The sequence below is a fragment of the Shewanella psychrophila genome (assembly GCF_002005305.1).
GTDB lineage: Bacteria > Pseudomonadota > Gammaproteobacteria > Enterobacterales > Shewanellaceae > Shewanella > Shewanella psychrophila.
In genome coordinates, this window is sequence record NZ_CP014782.1 from 5,163,466 (window position 1) to 5,183,567 (window position 20,102).

The 20,102-nt window shown below is 43.3% G+C and carries 20 protein-coding genes; 5 read left to right on the forward strand and 15 right to left on the reverse strand.

Annotated elements, in window-relative coordinates:
* Positions 1-15: 15 nt before the first annotated feature.
* From sps_RS22385 to sps_RS22405, 5 genes are all read right to left on the reverse strand, one after another.
* A complete protein-coding gene (locus sps_RS22385) occupies positions 16-885 on the reverse strand; it encodes a M48 family metalloprotease (RefSeq protein WP_077754498.1) in 870 nt (289 codons plus the stop codon).
* A complete protein-coding gene (locus sps_RS22390) occupies positions 882-1,493 on the reverse strand; it encodes a hypothetical protein (protein WP_077754499.1) in 612 nt (203 codons plus the stop codon). The genes sps_RS22385 and sps_RS22390 overlap by 4 nt, the downstream gene beginning before the upstream one ends.
* Complete coding sequence (locus sps_RS22395; RefSeq protein WP_077754500.1) at positions 1,493-3,361, reverse strand: adenylate/guanylate cyclase domain-containing protein; 1,869 nt, start codon at positions 3,359-3,361, stop codon at positions 1,493-1,495. The genes sps_RS22390 and sps_RS22395 overlap by 1 nt, the downstream gene beginning before the upstream one ends.
* 14 nt (positions 3,362-3,375) lie before the next feature.
* A complete protein-coding gene (locus sps_RS22400; RefSeq protein WP_077754501.1) occupies positions 3,376-4,992 on the reverse strand; it encodes an HD family phosphohydrolase in 1,617 nt (538 codons plus the stop codon).
* A gap of 329 nt (positions 4,993-5,321) precedes the next feature.
* Positions 5,322-5,888 (reverse strand): hypothetical protein, encoded by a 567-nt coding sequence (locus tag sps_RS22405; RefSeq protein ID WP_077754502.1) that lies wholly within the window; start codon positions 5,886-5,888, stop codon positions 5,322-5,324.
* 178 nt (positions 5,889-6,066) lie between these two features.
* On the opposite strand from sps_RS22405, the gene sps_RS22410 reads away from it, so the two are divergent.
* Positions 6,067-6,726: a glutathione S-transferase family protein gene (locus sps_RS22410; RefSeq protein ID WP_077754503.1), complete on the forward strand. Its 660-nt coding sequence runs from the start codon at positions 6,067-6,069 to the stop codon at positions 6,724-6,726.
* A gap of 248 nt (positions 6,727-6,974) precedes the next feature.
* Entirely contained in the window at positions 6,975-7,523 is a 549-nt protein-coding gene (locus sps_RS22415) for an acyloxyacyl hydrolase (RefSeq protein WP_077754504.1), read from the forward strand.
* Positions 7,524-7,540: 17 nt separating this feature from the next.
* Here the strand turns inward: sps_RS22415 and sps_RS22420 are convergent, their stop codons facing one another.
* From sps_RS22420 to sps_RS22430, 3 genes are all read right to left on the reverse strand, one after another.
* On the reverse strand, positions 7,541-8,227 hold the full coding sequence (locus sps_RS22420) for an energy-coupling factor ABC transporter permease (protein ID WP_077754505.1): 687 nt from the start codon (positions 8,225-8,227) through the stop codon (positions 7,541-7,543).
* Positions 8,228-8,611: 384 nt separating this feature from the next.
* Entirely contained in the window at positions 8,612-9,115 is a 504-nt protein-coding gene (locus sps_RS22425; RefSeq protein ID WP_077754506.1) for a VF530 family protein, read from the reverse strand.
* A gap of 193 nt (positions 9,116-9,308) precedes the next feature.
* Positions 9,309-9,938 carry a LysE family translocator gene (locus tag sps_RS22430; RefSeq protein WP_077754507.1) on the reverse strand — a complete coding sequence of 210 codons (630 nt, stop codon included), beginning with the start codon at positions 9,936-9,938 and terminating at the stop codon, positions 9,309-9,311.
* A 345-nt stretch (positions 9,939-10,283) separates the two neighbouring features.
* Here sps_RS22430 and sps_RS22435 point away from each other — a divergent pair, with 345 nt between their 5' ends.
* Entirely contained in the window at positions 10,284-11,411 is a 1,128-nt protein-coding gene (locus tag sps_RS22435; RefSeq protein ID WP_077751231.1) for an ISAs1 family transposase, read from the forward strand.
* Between the two features lie 759 nt (positions 11,412-12,170).
* Here the strand turns inward: sps_RS22435 and sps_RS22440 are convergent.
* From sps_RS22440 to sps_RS22455, 4 genes are all read right to left on the reverse strand, one after another.
* On the reverse strand, positions 12,171-12,827 hold the full coding sequence (locus tag sps_RS22440) for a nitroreductase family protein (RefSeq protein WP_077754508.1): 657 nt from the start codon (positions 12,825-12,827) through the stop codon (positions 12,171-12,173).
* 78 nt (positions 12,828-12,905) lie between these two features.
* Positions 12,906-13,196: a putative quinol monooxygenase gene (locus tag sps_RS22445; protein WP_077754509.1), complete on the reverse strand. Its 291-nt coding sequence runs from the start codon at positions 13,194-13,196 to the stop codon at positions 12,906-12,908.
* 214 nt (positions 13,197-13,410) lie between these two features.
* Entirely contained in the window at positions 13,411-14,112 is a 702-nt protein-coding gene (locus tag sps_RS22450; RefSeq protein WP_077754510.1) for an NAD(P)-dependent oxidoreductase, read from the reverse strand.
* Positions 14,113-14,228: 116 nt separating this feature from the next.
* Complete coding sequence (locus sps_RS22455) at positions 14,229-14,786, reverse strand: TetR/AcrR family transcriptional regulator (RefSeq protein WP_077754511.1); 558 nt, start codon at positions 14,784-14,786, stop codon at positions 14,229-14,231.
* Positions 14,787-15,285: 499 nt separating this feature from the next.
* Here sps_RS22455 and yghU point away from each other — a divergent pair, with 499 nt between their 5' ends.
* On the forward strand, positions 15,286-16,143 hold the full coding sequence (gene yghU / locus sps_RS22460) for a glutathione-dependent disulfide-bond oxidoreductase (protein WP_077754512.1): 858 nt from the start codon (positions 15,286-15,288) through the stop codon (positions 16,141-16,143).
* Positions 16,144-16,185: 42 nt separating this feature from the next.
* Here yghU and sps_RS22465 read toward each other — a convergent pair whose 3' ends face one another.
* Entirely contained in the window at positions 16,186-16,434 is a 249-nt protein-coding gene (locus sps_RS22465; protein ID WP_077754513.1) for a hypothetical protein, read from the reverse strand.
* Between the two features lie 124 nt (positions 16,435-16,558).
* Entirely contained in the window at positions 16,559-17,596 is a 1,038-nt protein-coding gene (locus sps_RS22470) for a phospholipase A (protein ID WP_077754514.1), read from the reverse strand.
* Between the two features lie 391 nt (positions 17,597-17,987).
* On the opposite strand from sps_RS22470, the gene sps_RS22475 reads away from it, so the two are divergent.
* On the forward strand, positions 17,988-19,334 hold the full coding sequence (locus tag sps_RS22475) for an aspartate aminotransferase family protein (protein ID WP_237157920.1): 1,347 nt from the start codon (positions 17,988-17,990) through the stop codon (positions 19,332-19,334).
* 99 nt (positions 19,335-19,433) lie between these two features.
* Here the strand turns inward: sps_RS22475 and sps_RS22480 are convergent, their stop codons facing one another.
* Positions 19,434-20,093 carry a glutathione S-transferase family protein gene (locus sps_RS22480; RefSeq protein WP_077754515.1) on the reverse strand — a complete coding sequence of 220 codons (660 nt, stop codon included), beginning with the start codon at positions 20,091-20,093 and terminating at the stop codon, positions 19,434-19,436.
* Positions 20,094-20,102 lie beyond the last annotated feature (9 nt).

Below are 20,102 nucleotides of genomic sequence, written 5' to 3' on the forward strand. Positions count from 1 at the left end.
TAAGCTTATATTTATTTACTGCGTCAGCGAAGAAATACTGCCGATAGCTCGAATAAATCGGCTTTCTACCGCTGGTGAATGGTCGAACTGCTCGAACCCACTAGCCATAACACCATCTAACCGAGAGAGTCGGTCATCCAACGACGGGTGTGTCTTAAACATCATCGCCATGCCTGCATCGTCTGGATTTATCATCTGCAACGAGTGTAATACGGCGGGTAAACCATAGGGATCATAACCGGCTCTCGCGGCTAACACGACGCCCATGGCATCGGATTCAAATTCATCTTCTTTATCTAAGCCTCGAATGTATATTTCTGTGCCCGCGGTAACTAGCTTAAGGGACTGAGTATCTTCCTCTTTGGCCGTTAATATCACACTGGTGATGTCTGTCAATGCACTCATGCCACTACTTTTCTTCAAGGCATTTAGATGATGACGACGCAGCACATGAGATATCTCATGGCCAAGCACACCCGCCAATTCAGCCTCATTATTGAGTCTGAGCAATAAGCCTTTAGTGATCACTATGTAGCCACCTGGCGCAGCGAAGGCATTGATACTCATGTCATCCATCACGGCAAAGCTCCAGGGCAAATCCGGCCGTTCCGAATGCATACTTACCCAGCGACCCACCTTGTTGACATAGCTCTGCACATCTTGGTTTGGTAGTAAGGGAGCAACACCGAGCAAGTTAGTGGCAATCTCTTGTCCTAGAAGGATTTCGGCTTCCTCATCCACATTCGTCAATGCATCAGAGGTATGCCCTATGGCAGAAAGGCTCTTACCTATATCGATATTATTAATCACTAAGCCCTGAGTCGAGCAAGCACTGCAAACGACTGTCGTCATCAACAATATGAAAGTTAGCCTTAGTGTTTTCATGACTTATCTCCCAAGGTTTCCTCAGAAACGTTGTCGGAGCTAGGTGCAGACACTTCGGCTGAAACAGTCACATAATCTTGCTGCTGCTCATTGAGACTCTCATCCCTAGCAAAAGATTGTGCATCCTCCCCTGATACAGCGAAGGATTGCATGGTCTTGAATGCATAAGGGTTAGGACTTGGTTCGGAAAACTTATTTTCGTCGAGTCCGCGAGAGGCTGTAGTGACAGTGCTGCCGCTGCTTCCCGTAGTCACTAGGTTAAATACCTGCTTGGTACCAGAAAAAGAGTCCGAAGATGGTACCGACTGAAGGTCATAACGCACACTGAACATCTTTACCCAACCAGTCATTGCTTCGGCCTGAATCTCCAACCAACTGGATTGCCTAGACAGCACATCGACAGGTAATGCCTCGGCCAATACCTTAAGCGTGTTCGCATCGCTATAGGGCTTAGCTTTTAGCTCTGTATCACGCACTAAGCTGGCTTTATCCCCACTGGTTATCTCCTGGCTAGCCAGCTTTTGACTGAAGATGCTGCTGGTCATCGCCATTAGGGGCAATACCAGCAAAAATGATATTCGTTTTTGCTTCATTAAAGATTTTTTCATTAGACTCTCTCCCTATTTACAGGGCATTCCAAATCAGAAAAATCATCAGCCTCTGTTGGTGCAAACAACTCAACATCTTGTGCCCGACCTTTAACTTTATAAAAACCGAATGGTTCGAAATCAAAATGCTCGCCACAAAGTGTCTTGGTGTCACTGGACACCAAGATCCTAGAGACCCCCTTGGTCAATCCTTCGATCCTACTCGCCAAATTAACCGTATCGCCAATGGCGGTATATTCCTTACGTTGGTCTGAGCCAATAAGCCCGACAACGGCCGGGCCAGAGTGTATGCCAATGCCAACGTCAAAATTGGCATCTTGCTCACCCAACTCTTGTTTAAACTGCTGCAGCACCTCAGCCATTTCGAGGGCGGCTTTTACGGCATTAACCGCATGTTGCTGGTCATCTAACGGTGCCCCCCAAAATGCCATGATGCAGTCGCCGATAAACTTGTCCAATGACCCACCATGTTTGAAAACGACCGCTACCTGCAAGGTAAAGTAACGGTTCAACAGGCTAACCACTTCCTGGGGTGAGCGATTTTCAGACAGGCTGGTAAAGCCACGAATATCGGAAAAAAGGACAGATATCTCCCTACTCTCTCCCTCACGACTGAGGCCCTCACTGGACACCAGCTCTTTCACTACCAGCGGGTTAACGAAGCGACTGAAAAGCCTGATAGCCTTCATCCTAGATTGACGTTCGAGCAAATATTCCCGTAGCGCCAAAGAGAAGTAATACAGCCACACCAACACCAGCGGCGTCAGTAAATGCAGTAAAAGTAACTGACTCAGAAATAGATAGCTGACCAATAACGCCAGCACACTAGCACTCAGAAGTGATACCCCAACAGAAATGGCGTTGACTCTAAGCAGGAAGCAAATATACACAGACACAATCGAACCCAGAGATATCAGCAGATAACTCCACATCGGTAGGAGAGTCATATAGCGCTGATTTTTGAGGTTATCAATGGCGGTAGCGAGAATATCTAAACCGGAATACAGGCTATCTATAGGCGTGACTCGAATATCATGCAACGCCGAGGCGTCTGCACCTATGATGACGATCTTCCCCGCTAATTCACCTGGATCCCGCAGCGGCATTTCTCGGTTAAAATCATCATAGAGGTCGGCATAGGAAAATCGTCGATAGGGATTCTTAGTACCACTCCATGACAATACAATATGTTCAAGTTCTGGTACCTCATAACCGAGTGAACTGACCACCTTTGCCGGGAGCGAAGGCATCAACCAGCCATATAGGTTCTGGTAGACATCATATCTGCGCCCCACGCCATCACTGTCGTTAAGAAAGTTAACCGTGCCCAGACGCCAATACTGAGTTGATACCGCAAGAGGAGGCATGAGGGCCGCTCTAGCATTTGGGAGCGCCAATTCCGTTTTGACCAAACCGACCTGCTGGGCAATTTGTGACAATTGTGGGCCATTTTTATCTTGTTCAGAGGAGAGCCTGACTAGGGCGAAGAAGATGTTTTCCTTACCCGCTAATGCCTGATTAAACATGGCATCGCTTTCGGTCCGGTAGAGATCCCGTTCGACGAAAGAGAGATCGAACACTATAGCTGCAGGGTTTTGTTTACTGATCCCCTCTATCATCTCGCCATGCACAGAGCGCGGCCAAAACCAGCTACCAACCTTATCTTCCATACGAGCCAAGCTGGCATCATCGATGTTGACTATCACAACATCGGGATCAGGCTCTGTACTCCTGGCATGTATCTTTACTAGAAAATCAGAGACCCCGAACTCCAATGGGTGTAACGCCTGCAGCCAGAGTGTCTCGATACAAACCAAGAATAAGACAAATACAGTGAACACATTGAGGAAGCTACCGCTGTTAGTCATCTCTTCGCTTATCGCTAAGTTAAGTAACCAGGGATCTTAGATTCATCTACCTCATCAATCTGCACATCATCCATATACTCATTGGCATATTGCAGATAGACTTTTTTACCCACAAAGATGCGGAACAAGTCTGGGTCTATATGGCCATTGAGACTAAACTTTCCAAGAATAAACAAGGACTCGGATAAGGTTTTACCTGCCTTATAGGGCCTATCTTTCGCGGTTAGGGCTTCAAAAATATCGGCAATAGCCATGATTCTGGCCTGTACCGACATATCTTCGCCACGCAGGCCTCTTGGATAACCTTTCCCGTCCATGCGCTCATGATGCCCGCCGGCATATTCTGGAATATCTTGTAGATGGGACGGCCAAGGCAGAGTTTCCAGCATACGTATGGTGACCGAAATATGGTTATTGATAATTTTACGCTCATCCCCCGTCAGGGTGCCGCCGCGGATCTGCAGGTTTTCGACCTCGTTGTCTGTCAGCAAAGTCTGTGTGACCCCCTTATAATCGACCCAAGTCCCACTGGCTATCGACAAGACCCGCTCCAGATCTTCATCTTTCATACGTTCACAGCCGATATTGGCATGGGCTAAGAAGTCCCGGTCGCTTCTAAGTGACTCCAGCTCATGGTGTAACTCTTGAGTCAGTTGTGATGACATGGTCTCTTGGACAAGTTGCTTTAAATAGCGGATCTCGGCATCGCGGCCCATAATTTCAAAACGCGCATCGATCAAGTCAATACGATCGAAGATAGTCTGTAGCTTGGTCGCTTTCTCTATGACGTGCACCGGGGTGGTGATCTTGCCGCAGTCGTGCAACATACCCGCTAACCAGAGTTCATACCTTTCATTTTCTGACATGGAGAAATCTTTAAGCGGTCCCTCCTCGATGCCTTGTACTGCATCGGCCAACATCATGGTTAACTTAGGGACTTGCTGACAATGTCTGCCAGTATTTGCGGATTTTTCATCTATCCCTATGTTGATTAAGTTAACCAATGACTCGAGTAGATCCTCCAATTGCAAAATCAGATCTTGATTGGTAATGGCTATGGCAGCCTGGGAGGAGAGTGCTTCGATAAATATCTGATCAGTCTCTGAAAACGTTTGAATTGTATCTGTATTGCAATCAACAGAGTTGATCAATTGCAACACCCCTACTAGCTCTGAATTATGATCTAGCATGGGTACGGCTAGTAGAGACTGGCAGTGATAATCATAGACTTCATCGAATCGTCGCATGCCAGAGAAGTTAAAGATGGGCGTGTCATAAACATGTTCGATATTGACCGACTCTTTACGATTAGCAGCGTAAGCAACAACCGCCTCTAAATTTGCCTCGCCGTTATCCAGGGAAAGCGGGATAGCTCGCATCTTATCTGACTTCTCTTGGCTGCCGCCAAAATGCAGATCCAAAGAGCTGTTTATCAGGATATCGAACTCGAGAAATTTTTTATCCCCGCTGACACGGTAAAGCGTACCGCCATCGGCATTGGTGATCTTCTTCGCCGTTTGTAAAATTCTCTCTAGCAAGAGTTTTACATTCTTGATGTCGTTGAGCGCGATACTTAAGGTCGTAAGATGCTGTAACCTTTCTTCAATTTGTTTATTACTGAGTTCAGACATGTTGAAAACCACATACAATAAGAAAATCGGAAGTGAAACCTAGCCCTATTCCAACGCACTTTTCTTATTCCCCACCTTACTCATATAGTCGCAAAGCCAGGTACAGTCAAACTCCCGAGCCCTAGAAAACCAGTGAAATGAGCACTCTATTGTTAGGCAATATGTTAAGTAGGAAAAATCAGGAGGGAGGAATAAAAAGATGAATAGCAAAAGAGAAAGTTTTGCCTCTTATACCGATTGGTATCAACCAGAGAAAGAGGCTTAATTAAAACTCAAACAAAGAATTGAATTTCTCACCATTCCCAGAGAAATTAGGTGTTCAGCACGGGTTATAACGAATTGATTCCCACAGTTCGCGCATCAACTAATTGCGCCTTTAGCCTTGCATTAGCCTTTTCTAGTAATGTGTTATCCGCTTTCATATCGTCTAATTCGGCTTGAAGGCTTAGCAGCTTGCTTATGGTGGTATTTTTTTCCTTTATCACCTTCTCTTCTTTCTCTTTAGAGTTTGCCAACTTAACTTTAAGTTCGCTGATCATAGTCATCAATCTTTGGATATCTGCAGATTTAGCTATGCCTTGATCACTACCGACCTCTGTCTCTGTCGATTTCCCCTCTTCCATCAAGTCATCGGCTTTTTCCTTCAGAAAATGATAGCCAATCCTCACTCCGAAGAAGAGGCAAGTGAAAAAGAACACCAGAATATATTGATTATCAGCAACAGAAGCTAACGCCGCATTGGCTCTCGCCAAAAAGTCGCCATCGCTAGTGAAGAAAGTGGTGAATAACTGGTTATGCCAGAATAACCAGATCAAGACATAGGTAAGCAAGAATCTAGGAGCGATTTTTTGATTTTCATTAAAAACCAACACTGATTTTATTATTTTAACAGACATAAAAATTCCTTTTTTTGAATAATGCCAGCTTTACACATCCCTTTCAAGAAGACTTAATTAACAATTACTTGCAAGACGTTACTTAGTTCAATTTTGAGTCAATGAACATAAGAATAGCCAAGATAAGCACAAGCTCATATAGTATGAAGACCTAAATAAAATCCCCAAAGGAAATAACATGCAACTCTATATCGGCAATAAAAACTACTCTAGTTGGTCACTACGTGCTTGGTTGATGGCTGCTAAATCCGGTATAGATTTCGAAGAGGTCATGTTAAAACTCGATACCCCCAGCTTCTATCAACAATTAAAAGGGATATCACCAACCTTAAGGGTGCCAACCTTAGTAGACGGCGATGTCACAGTCTGGGACTCATTAGCCATCTGTGAATATCTCAATGATACTTACCTAGCGGGTGAGGCATGGCCTAGTGATCCTAAGCAAAAAGCTAAAGCCCGTTCGATAGCCAATGAAATGCATTCGGGCTTTAACGCTGTGCGTAATGAGCTGCCAATGAATATTCGAGCCACACGTTGCCTTCAACTTAGTGACACGGCGAAACAAGACATTAAACGTATAGATGCTATTTGGTCACAGCAAATGCTGGAATGTAATACTGCCGATACGGGTGGCTGGTTGTTCGGTAATTGGTCAATCGCCGACATGATGTTCGCCCCTGTGGTTATGCGTTTTCGCACCTACGGCATCATAGTCTCTGATGCCTCCCGCCGATATATGGCACATGTCGCTGAGTGCCCGACAATGCAGCGCTGGATGGCCGACGCCTTAAAAGAAACCGATATCGTCGATGCCGACGAAGCAGGCGTTGAGCTTTGATTTATCCCGATAGGTATTCGACATAGCAAACAGATAGACTAAGCCATGAGTGGGGCCGTAAACAGGCCTCATTTTTTAGGTCTAAACAGCCAGAATTAACCAGCAATCACTGCTCCCATTAGCAAAATTAAAAACAACTTCCCTTCAAATCCCCCAATCTGAGCTAACTTTAATTAATATTAACCAGTAGTTGAATCAATCTTAGAAATAAAATAAGTAATCAGAATTTCATCATAGGCCACTGATTTATGAACAAAACATTTCCCATGATAATTATTTTTATACTCTTAGTACTTTTGTCATCTAACTGCTTCCCATACTCAGGCATTACTTTTACTCAAGGGGAAATCAAACCAAGATGGGATGGCTGGGAAGAACCGCACTCAGGAACTGCTTATCGTCTGGCATATGTCTACAATTTTGAGATGGATGAGAACGTATTAACCAGACACAATATCGACTTTAATTTGGAGTTTGCCTATCACCACTGGGAAGATTTTCTCTATTCAGATAAAAACGGTGGTTCGGTCACTCCTACACTCAAATACCAGCTCTATTTCGACTTCGTCACTCTTTACTTAGAGGCAGGCATAGGTATCACTTACATCAACGACCAAATCTATGCAGACAGAGACATGGGCTCAAACTGGCAATTTGAAGACAAACTAGGCTTGGGGGTTATCTTGTTCGAACATCACCAAATTGGTTTCTCTTTTATCCATTACTCCAATGCTAACTTCTCCAATACCAATGATGGCTTAAACGCCATTGGCTTTAGCTACGGCTACTTCTGGTAAGCATCAGTCATTGAACATTAGTCTTTAAAATAGGTTTTATCGGAGAAGTCATAGAGCCATTGGGGTCGATAAACCACCAGCAAGGTAACGGCCATGCCGTTGAGTAACGCTTCCGGGAAACCAAGCAAGGGGATCAGTAATAGGTAGTTATCGCTTAGAAAGGCCCAATCATAATCAGTGCTTACCCAAAGCCAAGTCGACCAAGATAAGATATGAAACACTATCGACAAGAAGGCGTTAATGAATGCACAGCAGAAGATATAAACCAGAAAATGATGGGGCAGATATTTAAATACTTGGCTATAAACCGAAAAACATAAGAATAGAGGTAAAGCGATAGCCAGCAGGCCATATATGCCAAACTCAAACGGCTGCTTAAGTATGAAGGTAGAAAAAAATAACACAGGTAAAATCGCGATCACCGTCGCCATGCGCCAGCCGTACATCAGCATCAACACCACAAGCCCAAGAAAATGTACATGTATGCCCTGAACTAGGCTGGCATTGATAAGCCATAAACTATTTAGCGCAATAGCGGCAATCAATACCTGCGTTTGCTTCTGTTTATCGCGTATCAGGGCGTTGAATTCATCTCTGGGCCAGATTAACCAAAGCCAAAAAATTAGCCCGACTATCGACACTGATTGCTCCGGGCTATAACTCCAGTCAACCTGACTAACACGCTGTATCAAAAAGTCCTTCATCGACACGTTCACTCTTAATACCCGAAGTTATATGTAGGAATCAGCATAAAATTAACTCACAGCTATCCAATACAAATGAAGTTAATACCAATAAAGCACAGATTGAAAGCTAGAGGCTCGATTCAGCTGGTATTCAACTAGTTTTGTTATCATCTCTGGCGGATAACTTCTTTTAAAGCAGACTATGAGTAGCCAATGGAAACATTTTTGGTGGTTTTTTTGATGATGTACTTCGGCGAGCACAAGCTCAACCAAGAAGAGGTTACGCTCGAATCTAAAGCGGCTCAGATTGAACAAGTTCAACCTGCTAATTGAGATAGATTGACAGTCTCACCCAATTAGCCCAAATGATAACTCTAGTGAATCAGCACGAGTCACTTTAGATTACTTACCCCAAGGGTTAGCAGGATCTTGAGAAGGTGCTGGTCTATTAGTGTTAGTACGCTTATTTTGCGCATAACCATCTTGAGCCTTTGGCTTATCCTTACCGTAGCGAGGACGCCCCTGGCCATCATTACGCTTCATCGCCTCATAATCGGCTGTCGCCTTGGCTCGCATCTCATCAACAAGCTCGACAGTTAGCTCTTCCGGCTTACGGGGCACAATACCATCGGCAAAACCACGCTCCCGTGGCTTAAGTTCGAATTGTACAGAACTTCCCTTAGGCATACGTTTGAAGCGATAAAGATAGAAGCTCTCGACCCGCTCTCGCGCCCACTCTGTTTTTTTAAGGAACTTAAGGCATGCGGCCATATTCGGGTTACTGTTGAAACACTCTAAACGCAGCGCTGCGTATAAAATCTTCCAGTCGTAAAATGCCACCAACTCGGTGACCAAAGTTTCTAAGCCTAAACCATGTAATGGGTTGTTCTGTTGCTGTTCAATCATGGGGTATCCAACTTACGCAATTTGGGTGTCTAAGCTCTAACTAGTCACTCTATATCTCATTCACAGAGATAAACATTCATATCTAGAGCCATTCAATAGCCTAATAATAACAAGAAACTCAGCCAGACACGTATAACTAAGTGCCTTTCTTGCCATTATTAGCATTGAGGACATTAGCGCACTAGGAGTTAGGTTACTTGCTGATAGCCAGATATGACCCCGCAGCAATCATGATACTGCCGGCACCTTGATTGAGCCGCTTATGGGCAAGTGGTGTCTTCAACGTTTTAGCCAATTTAGCCGCACCAAATGCAATGAGCATCAAGCCACTTATCAAGGCTGAGCAAGAAAGTACTGAAACAAGCACTATGTCTTGAGTTTTCAATACCGTGAGGTCGATGAACGTCGGCAAGAAAGAGATATAGAACAGAATCACTTTAGGGTTAGAGGTTGAAATCAAGAAACCTTGCGCGAAACTCGCCATTGGGCGACTTTTTTTCAACTCTTTTACTTGGCTACTAACCTCTTCGCCAACCTGTGGCAGGGCTTTAAACATCTTGTAGCCTAAATAGATTAAGTAAGCTGCGCCGAGATAACGAATGACAACAAACACTTCAGACCAATTCTCGGCTATGGTAGCCAGGCCGAAACAGGCAAAAATAAGATATATGAGATCGCTGGTGACCATACCTGCTGCAAGGGATATACATTTTTTGGGGCCTTGTACCATGGCGCGCGCCAAGATAGCAAACACACCAGGACCAGGGGTAATACCAAAAATAAACATAGCGATAAAAAATGTAATCGCACTCTCTAGGGACATCTATTCACACCTTTAAACGATAGTATTAATCTTATCTGAGCCCTGCTATACATGACTGTAAACCAGAACCTACTTCAATAATGGATGTACTATAATGTCCGGAAAAGCACGCCTACAAGCTTTTATTGATAAAATAAGAAGATTCTGGTATTCACAACAATAATCAAATAGAAATGATCAATTTTTATAACCTTATTTTCTGAAGACTCAAGGCGGCATGAATATTATGCTCATTGATGACCACCAAGCCAGGGTCAGATCGTGAACGTTATTTGAGCCGTTTCAGCAAAATATTGACCTGATCAAGTGCTTGTGATCTTATACTCCTTTTTAAGGAGTCTCATTATGTATATTGAATCATTCAAAGAGCATTTTGGCGCGATTGACGACCACCGCCAAAGTGCAAAAATCACCTATCCATTGTTCGATATATTGTTCGGTTCTCTTTGCGCTGTTATTGCAGGTTCGAATGGTTGGTTCGATATCCGAGAATACATTCTTGGTCACCACCATTGGTTCAAAACGCAAAAAATGTTTACAGGCGGGATCCCTACTGACGATACAATTGCTAGAACAATTTCTGTGATTAATCCTGATAGTTTTAACGAGTGTTTTCTAGCATGGATGCAATCGGTTCACCAGCTAACTAATGGGGAAGTCATTGCGATTGATGGAAAAACGCTACGCGGCTCATATAATCGTGATGACCGAAACAGCACTATTCATATGATAAGTGCTTATGCTTCAGCAAATAAGCTGGTACTTGGTCAATTAAAATCAGACCAAAAAAGTAATGAAATTACGGCAATCCCAGAGCTTTTAAAAATGCTAGATCTACGCGGAGCGCTAGTGACAATCGATGCTATGGGCTGTCAAACGGCTATTGCTAAAGCGATCATCGACAAAGGTGGTGATTACCTACTGGCTGTAAAAAGCAATCAAGGCCACTTAGCTAAAGCGGTAAATCAAGCTTTTAGTCAGCATCGTTCAGCAGGCTTAAGTAATGATGATTTCAATATAGAAACAGGCCATGGTCGTATTGAAAATCGAACGTGCTATGTTTTAAATTCGGCTGAACTCGAAGGTGATTTCTCACGCTGGGAAGCACTCAAATGCATTGTTATGGTTGAAAGTTTTAGGGCGGTTAAAGGTAAGGCGATAAGCCTTGAATATCGTTACTATATTAGTTCGAAAGAGTTATCAGCAGAGCAAGCCTTAAGTGCTACTCGTGAACATTGGGGTATCGAGTCAATGCACTGGGTCTTGGATGTCAACATGAACGAAGATACATGCCAGATATACAAAAATAACGGCGCTGAAAATCTAGCTTACTTGAGGCATATGGCTCTCAACATGCTTAGAAAAGAACCGACCAAACTCAGCATCGTTGGTAAACAAAAGCGCTGCTTAATGAATCCTCAACATCTAGAGAAAGTTTTACTCGCTGGATTATGTAGCTCGACTAAAAAATAAACACTCATGCGGTCGCCCTGACCACCAAGCCCTTACATACGCTTACCCAAAACAGCCTAAAACTCCTAGATAATAAAACACGAGTAAGCAATAAAACCTGGGGGGTAACACATTACAACGACGACCCCCATCAGCCCGGAATATACTCGTCACAGTTGTATTTCGATATTGCTTCAATTAAGTAAGTCCAGCTTTGAGAAAGTGAGAACTTTTACTGCTCCGCCATGTCAGATAATGATAAGCGAGCCAAGCTGGCTTTAAACACTGACTTTCAAAACTGATATCTTTAATAAAAATTAAAGGCGAAGAAAGTCTTCCTGAACAATACCGAATTCCAAGACATGAAATGACGCCCATGAACATTACATTACGCAGAGTACTTATCACACTCTTATTGACCTCAATCGGCTACTTAGTCACCCATGTTCCTCCCTTTTCGCGGAGCATTGTTACTGAAGGTCTACAAGCCAAAGAGCCCGTTACCACTGAGAGTACATTGGGATATGAATGACACAAAAAACTCGAACAAAAGCTCTCTTAAACGTAATCAATCCTTTTAATAGGTAAGATCGAAACAATATTTTAAAATGAAAAGTTTTGAAATGAAAAGTTTTGAAATGAAAACGACCTGCCACTAGGTATGGGATAGTCATATTGCTAATTATCGATATAGATACTTCAGCCTCTAAAAACCACCTAAATAGCGAGTGAAGCTAAGTAAGTAGGAGCCATTAAATCCCACTTACTGCGCAAACTTAATCAGAGAACCTGTATAACCTCTTCCATGGCCAAGCGAGACTTAGGTAAGGCAGCGTTATAGTCCTCTTCAGAGTGATGATAGCCGATAGCCAGCGCCACTTCACTCACGTAGCCATCAAGCTCATCGCTAAATATTTCACCAATTAACTCACTGTCTATACCTTCCATCGTTGTCGAGTCAATCCCTAGACGCGCTAAGGTATGCAGGGTGTTCCCCAAGGCCAAATAGGTTTGCGATTTAGTCCAGGAGTCAGTAATTCCATTTTCATCGGTATTTAGCTCAGCAAATGCAAAACCGCCAAAGGCTTGCTCTCTTTCCTCAGCTTTAGTGCGACCATCCACAATGCCTTTGTCGACAACCTTAGCGTAATCTGCACGGGTATAACGTGGATTATGAGCAAACAAGATAATATGTGATGCAGACTTTACGTGTGGCTGATTAAATTGAAACTTGTTGGCAAAAGTATCGTGCATACGCTGCTTAGCTTCATCGCTCTCAATCACGATAAACTTCCAAGGCTGTGAATTGATTGAAGATGCCGATAAACGCATTGCTTCGTATATCACATCTAAATCAGCTGGTGAGACCCGTTTAGTAGAGTCATACCTTTTCGCTGTGTAACGGTTTTCTAAATCAGTAATAATTGGATTAGTCATAATTGTCTCTACATTCTTTGGAGCAGCTTTTATAAGCTACCCCAAGTTAATTTAGTCTCTATAAACTGGTTGTTACCCTTAAGCGATTTTTGTCATTTCGTTAAGAGTAAACTTATCGACACAAGCTTCAGTTGCCGCAATATAATCAGCTAAATGTTGGTTACCCATGTGTACTTGCCATAGCTCTCGTGAGGCCCAATTTTCATAAAAGGTAAAATGCGCTGGATTCTCGTTATCTTGATGAAGGACATAATCGATACAACCCTCCTCTAAACGCGTTATATCAATTAGCTTCAGTAATTCAGCTTTCACGAGTTCAACTTTATCTGCTTTGGCAATAATGTTAGCCAGGATGGTGAGCTGAGCCATGTGCTTTCCTCGAGTTTAAGTTTAAGTTTAACCTGTTGAGAGGAATAATAAACTCACCTTACCAAAAGATAAACCAGGCAATCATTGAATCATTACCAATTTTTTTTTGTTAATAATTTAAAGTATATAATCCCTTTCAGAACCAATAACCCTTATCCCCCAGTGCTCTGATACAAGCATCTAAGTGATTTTTCTCTTCTACTCAAATTTCAGCTCATTTAGCCCAGCCAATCATCTCAGTAGGAGACGTAAACCTCTCTTCTCTCTTTAAGGCATCGAGCATCCATTGAGCCACATCACTTTTTGAAATTTGAGAAGAAGCGGTAAAGCGTTCGACAATTTGCGCATCTTGACTTGGCTCGGCTTCGACTAAACCAACTGGGCGCAGTGACAAACTATCTATATCACTACGCGCTAATAGAGATTCCATCTTATCCAGATCATCATAGGTCACTTTAATCTTGCTCGACCCAACCATAAACTTCATAAAACCGCTGATATCTTTCCAGCTATCACCGACTCCCGCCGAGCTCACCACAATCAAGCGTGTCACCTTAGCTTGCTCCATGGTCGGCACCAGTAACTTGGCGACACGTTCAGTTAAATCTTTTGGTGAGACCACTGCAGACCAAGGATTTGCTTGATTCTTACGCCTAAGCCCTAAACTGGAAAGCACAGCATCTTGCCCTTCAACGGCCTGTGCAATCACTTGAGCATTCATCACATCACCTTCGATTATGTTAATAGCTGCCACCGCTTCAGATTTTAAAGCAATAAAGTCATGCAAGGATTGAATGAACCTTACTTTAGAGCGAACCACCACAGTCAGGGTATATCCACGCGTTAGCGCCATTTTTACCAGCCAGAGTCCGATAGCACCAGATGCCCCTAAGATTAATAGATTTTTGTATTTCATAAACACTCCATTGAAGAGTTAATAGTTAACATTGAATAGGGCTAAACCGATTACTATTAAATCGCATCGCCAAAACTTACTTGCATGTAGGTAAGTACTTGAGGTAAAAAAACAGCCTAGCTAAGACTGTTTGCCCAATCCACAAGTAGACCGCTAAGTTGCTGCTTGGCTTGCCCTAAATCGGGAGAGTGTTGAGCTGCAGAAATGATCCCCATCATTAGCACATGTACCCTCGCCGCCTCTCTAACCACATCAACATCATCCCGTATCTGCTTGCTATCCACCCCGTGTTGAATCGCATCAATAATCAGACACTCTATATCCTGATACAGCTTTTGAGTCAGGGTCAGAATCATCTTTGGGATCTCAGGATCAGCCGCAAGTATATTGCACATAACCGATAAATTATCATCAAACCAAAAAGCATCGTCTATAGCGGTAAACAGACCGATAAAATCTCCATTAAAAGACAAACACAGCGCCTTAAACTCTTCACTGTGTCGCTCTGCGTATTGGCGAGTCACTTCAACCGCTAAGGACTCTTTATTCTTAAAGTGATAATGGATATTCGCACGAGTTGTATTCAGATCATTAGCGATCGTGGCGAAGTTAAGCTTGTCATAGCCCCCCAGCATCAACTGCTGCTCGGCTTTATTTAATATTGTTTGTTTCATGCTCACAGCTTACTTACATACATGTAAGTAAGCAAATAAAATAACGTTCCAGGGATCTTGCCATCGATGACCAAGACGCAAAGTCTGATGCATCTGTCCAGTTAGTTACTGCATTATTCCTTAAAAGACAACCTAACAACAAAGTGTTATATCGAAATAATGGATTTGAGGTTTTAAATAGTAAAGTAGCCCCGATATCTATATTAATACCAGTTCCATTAAGTAATTGGTCATTCAGCGGGAGTTAAAAACGCTGTAAGCAAGTAAGGGGATTGAAGCTAATAGTTATTCTATATCCAGAGCCACTTACGCAGCATAAAGTGTTTTTAAACCCGCACTACGTAAGCTTCTCAGGACTTCCACTTCTGCGTTGCATTACCTTAAAAGGGATTAACCATTTCTTCAACAATGCGCCTTGAATTTAAAGCCTGAGAAAGCTCTGAATTGCTCATAAATTTAATGGAATTGGTATAATACCTACTAACAGATAGGAAACTGTATGACTAACGAATATACACCAGCGAAAGTTTGGGTCATGGATAATGAAAATGGCGGCGAATGGGCCAGCATCAATCGCCCCGATTCAGGCGCCAGACATCAGCAAGTACTGCCTGTCGGTAAGCAGCCAATACAGCTGCATTCATTGGCAACACCCAATGGCCAAAAAGTCACAATAATGCTTGAAGAGTTACTCGCTAAGGGGGTAACAGAAGCCGAGTACGATGCTTATCTGATAAATATTGGTGAAGGCGAACAGTTCTCCTCAGGCTTTGTCGATATCAATCCCAACTCTAAGATCCCTGCACTCACAGATAACTCGACATCAGACTCAATTAGAGTGTTTGAATCTGGCAATATTTTGTTGTACCTTGCCGAAAAGTTTGGTTATTTTCTACCAAAGAATATCGCTGAGCGCACCGAGGTGATGAATTGGCTTTTCTGGCTACAGGGCTCAGCGCCTTATCTTGGTGGTGGTTTTGGCCATTTTTATGCTTACGCACCAGAAAAAATCGAATATCCCATCAACCGCTTTACCATGGAAACCAAACGCCAACTCGATGTTCTCGATAAGCAGCTAGCAAACAATGAGTTTATCGGCGGTGACACCTACAGTATTGCGGATATGGCGATTTGGCCTTGGTACGGTAATTTAGTACTGGGCAAAACCTATAATGCCGCCGAGTTTCTTGATGTGGCGAGCTATACTCACCTGCAACGCTGGGCAAAACAGATTGACGAACGCAGCGCTGTACAACGCGGAAAAATCGTCAACCGAACTTGGGGCGAAGAGTGGGAGCAGTTGCCCGAGCGTCATAGCGCATCAGACATAGATGCAGTACTAAAGAAACGGCCTTAAAAACTAGCTGTTGGCGTCGGATACTACGGGTAAAAGCAAAGATTAATGCTTGGCTTTTACCCCGTTACGAACCATATCTTTTCCGGTGTCGAAGATTTCCTGAGCGATCCAACGTGCATGAAGCAATTTGTTATTGTCATCGAATACGGCAACGAAGTGGCGACCATCGGTATTATTGGTTGCCATACCGACACCCGCAACACCTTCCAGCCCCAGACCACCATTTTCTACCGACAATAAAAAGCGTTCTAGTTCTGCTAAGTTATCGATGATATCAAGTTCGTTATTCATCTGTTCATACTCTCAATTCTTTATGTGACTGCTAACAACACAATCTAAGTGTTAATTTGTGACGTACTTTACAGACGATAGTAAAAAATTGAAACTCGCACTTTTAGGAATAGCTCTGCGCAACTTAAAACATATTATTAAGCGCGATACCTAAACCAACACGAGTTTGACTGTGATTATAATCAATCAGGCTATCGCCATAGCCGTTAAAGAAGGTCACATAGCCTTTTAACTTGCCATACAACGGGGTTGTGAGGTTAACTTGCACCGCACCATTACTGGTTGAAAAATTTTGGCGTAATTTCACACTCAACTCATAATCGCCGAAATCGTAACCCATGCCATATTCGGCATGCCCCATGTAATCAGCAATATCAGGGTTATCATCTCCACCGGATTCTAACGGGTCAGTTTTAGCATCCTCAGGCAAGCGATACCAAGGTCTGATGTACCAGACCCAATCCTCTTTCTCAAAAATTAATTCAGCGAAAATCCGATTCCATGAACGTGAAAGTGGCACTGAGCGGCCATTCGATTGGTGCTCTATACCAAACATGAAGCCTGTATTACTCTCATAAGGATGCCAATCTAACGGCATCACATAGAACAGCTCAGGATTGTAATTAGTTTCTCTAAATGGACTAGAAATATCGTCGGCATACACCTGCCACCAAGCCTCAATAGTAAATGCACCATAAATCCTATCTCCTTCAACAAATAATGAGTTGTAAGTTAAAGGGAATTTAAGACTCAATTGAAATTTAGCCTCAACATTCTTCAGACCATCCTCAAAAGGTTGATCACTGCTATACGCATTGGGATTAATTTCATTAGTAGAATAAATCGGTAAAATATAATTCATTCTATGGGGCGTAAGCACAAACTCTGACTGTTCACTTTGTCTTTCTTGAATAATTCGCTTCGTGAGTACACCAGCTTTAGTTTCTTTACCAAATAAAGTAATAGTGTCATCGTGGGCTATAGATGCCTGTGCCTCACAAATTCCCCTAATCTCACCGAGCGTCATTTCATCGGTACCAATTTCCACTTGTTTAGCAATACAGTCACTCATTGGTGAGGCTTGAACCTGACTAATGCTGCTCAGTAATAGAGATGCTATACCTAAAGACTTGTAATTTAAACGTACCAAAATAAATTCCATATCATTGTTGATGACTGCACTTAATTTTGTGCAGCCCCATCGGCAAAGGGGATAAAGCGCCTTAATTCATCCTAGAAATAAGGCATTAAAAGATAAAAAATACGCTACCGCTATAGTGTGCATAGTAAATCAAGTTGTTATGTATTCCAACAAAGCAGTAAAAACCTTAACCTAACACCATCTAGATCAACAAGATATTCTCAAGTGTCTTGCTTCAATCAGTACAGGTTTAGTATCGCGAACTTGTTATACCTCAGTTTAAGTATCCTTGGTCTAAACAGATTAAGCTAAAACCCTTTACCAGCCGCCTTTATTGGCTAAATTAAATCCGATCTCTTTATCGATATAGCAAAGCTCTATCTTGCCCTGTATCATACGCGGCAGACTTTTTATGATTAAGACCGACAAGATGAGCAATGCCAACAAGCCAGCCACCAATGCGCTGCTAAAACAGGCCCACAACAACATGCCTATGGGTGTGGCCGATAGTTACCGTTACTGGGGTGAAGAAAACACAGTATTCGTTAAAAGCAGTTTGGGCTGTACCATTACCGATGCAGACGATCAGCAGTTTATCGATTTCCGTCTCGCTTATGGACCTATTATCTTGGGCTATCGCGATAGCAGAGTCGACCAAGAAGTCGTTGCAGCCATCACAGAGCGCGGCACCATTTCAGGTTTCTCCACCGAGTTAGATTCTGAAGTGATCGAACTGATTAAGCAGATGTGTCCCAACATTCAAAAGATGCGCTTTGCCAACTCAGGTACAGAAGCCGTGATTGGTGCAGTTCGTACTGCCCGTGGTTTTACTGGTCGCAATAAGATTGTTGTAGTCGAAGGCGGTTTTCATGGTCTGTACGACGAGATGATGTGGAAATCTGATGTAGACAATTGGGACAGCGAAACTGAAGCGGCGCCTAAGATTGCCGCTTTTGGTGGCGGCATTCCAGAAGCGAGTCGTGAGCACCTGGAAACGGTGCCGCTCAATGACTTTACAGCCATTGATGACGTATTTGCTCGTGTCGGCGATGATATCGCGGCCATAGTAATAGAGCCGATTTTAGGCAATTGTGGCAGCATCGCATCGACCCAAGAATACATGCAGAAATTACGTGATATCTGTGATGCTAATGGCACATTGCTTATCATGGATGAAGTTAAAACGGGTTTCCGCGTAGCTAAAGGTGGCGCACAGGAGCTTTATGGTATTCATGCTGATCTCACCACCTATGCCAAAGCCATGGGCAATGGCTATCCGGTAGCCGCCTTCGGTGGTCGCAAGGAAGTCATGGACGTGATCAGCTTTGGAAAAAATGGCGTAACTCATGGTGGCACTTATACCGCCAACATGATCGCCTTAAGTGCCGCTAAGGCGACCTTGACGATCTTGAATGAAACCAATGCCTACGACTCCATCAATAAAGCTGGCGCCGATATCCAACAGGTGTTGTCACGAGTATTTACCAAACATGGTATCGAACATAAGTTTGCCGGCCCGGATGCTATGTTCGGCATTCACTTTGGCAACCAGGTGCCTCATAATTATCGTGATTGGAAGAAAACCGACAGCGCGCTGTATACCGAGTTTGCCCATAACTTGATTAATAGCGGCATCATGCTTGAGCCTGATTCCCGCGAGCCTTGGTTTATCTGTGAATCTCACAAGGACATAGACCTTGCCAAGCTGGAAGAAATTGCCGATGCGGCCATGGCAAAAGCCATAGCCGATCGCCTGTAAGGCCCAAAGCCTTTAGCTCAACAGAAACTCAATAAAAATTCAAAGGTGCGTTCCATGGTTAATGGCTCGCACCTTTTTTGTATCTAACTTAGCCCCCTATTAGCTAGCAATACTCGCTTTATTGCGCCTTGCCTGAAAGCGTGTCGACAGATAGAAATCATTAAACACTTGCTCAAAATCACCTGAGACTGATTGCTTTGCGATATCCAGAGATAACAGGGTCTTTTGCCATTGCTTAACTGATGGGTAATTAGCAAAGAAATCGAAGCCCACCCCATCTTCGACTAATCTGGCACGATACAAAATAGGTAACCAGGCAATATCGACACGGCTTATCTCTTCGCCCATAAAATAGCTGTGCTTGCCTAGTTGCCGCTCCATATTAGCAATGGCCTTTTCAAACACGTCAAGATAAGCCTCGAACTCAGGTTGAGTTTCACTCCTCATGGTGCTGCACTGTGGCACATAATTTTTAGACCCATAATTTGCCCACGCTTCTATTAAGGCCGCTTCCTCATTCGTCTTCGCCTGATATAGTCTTCCATGTAGGGACTCCAGATAACTCACTATTGCATCAGCATCAAACAAGGCCTCTCCAGACTCGGTGATTAACACAGGCGCTTTGCCATTTGGAGATATATCGAACAAACAATTGTCAAAGTCGGCATATTCGACTTCATAAGGCAGCTTAATTGCCTCAAGCATGGAAGTTACATACTGAAAAAATGGGCAAACCTTAAAACTAATGATGTTAATCATAATCAAATC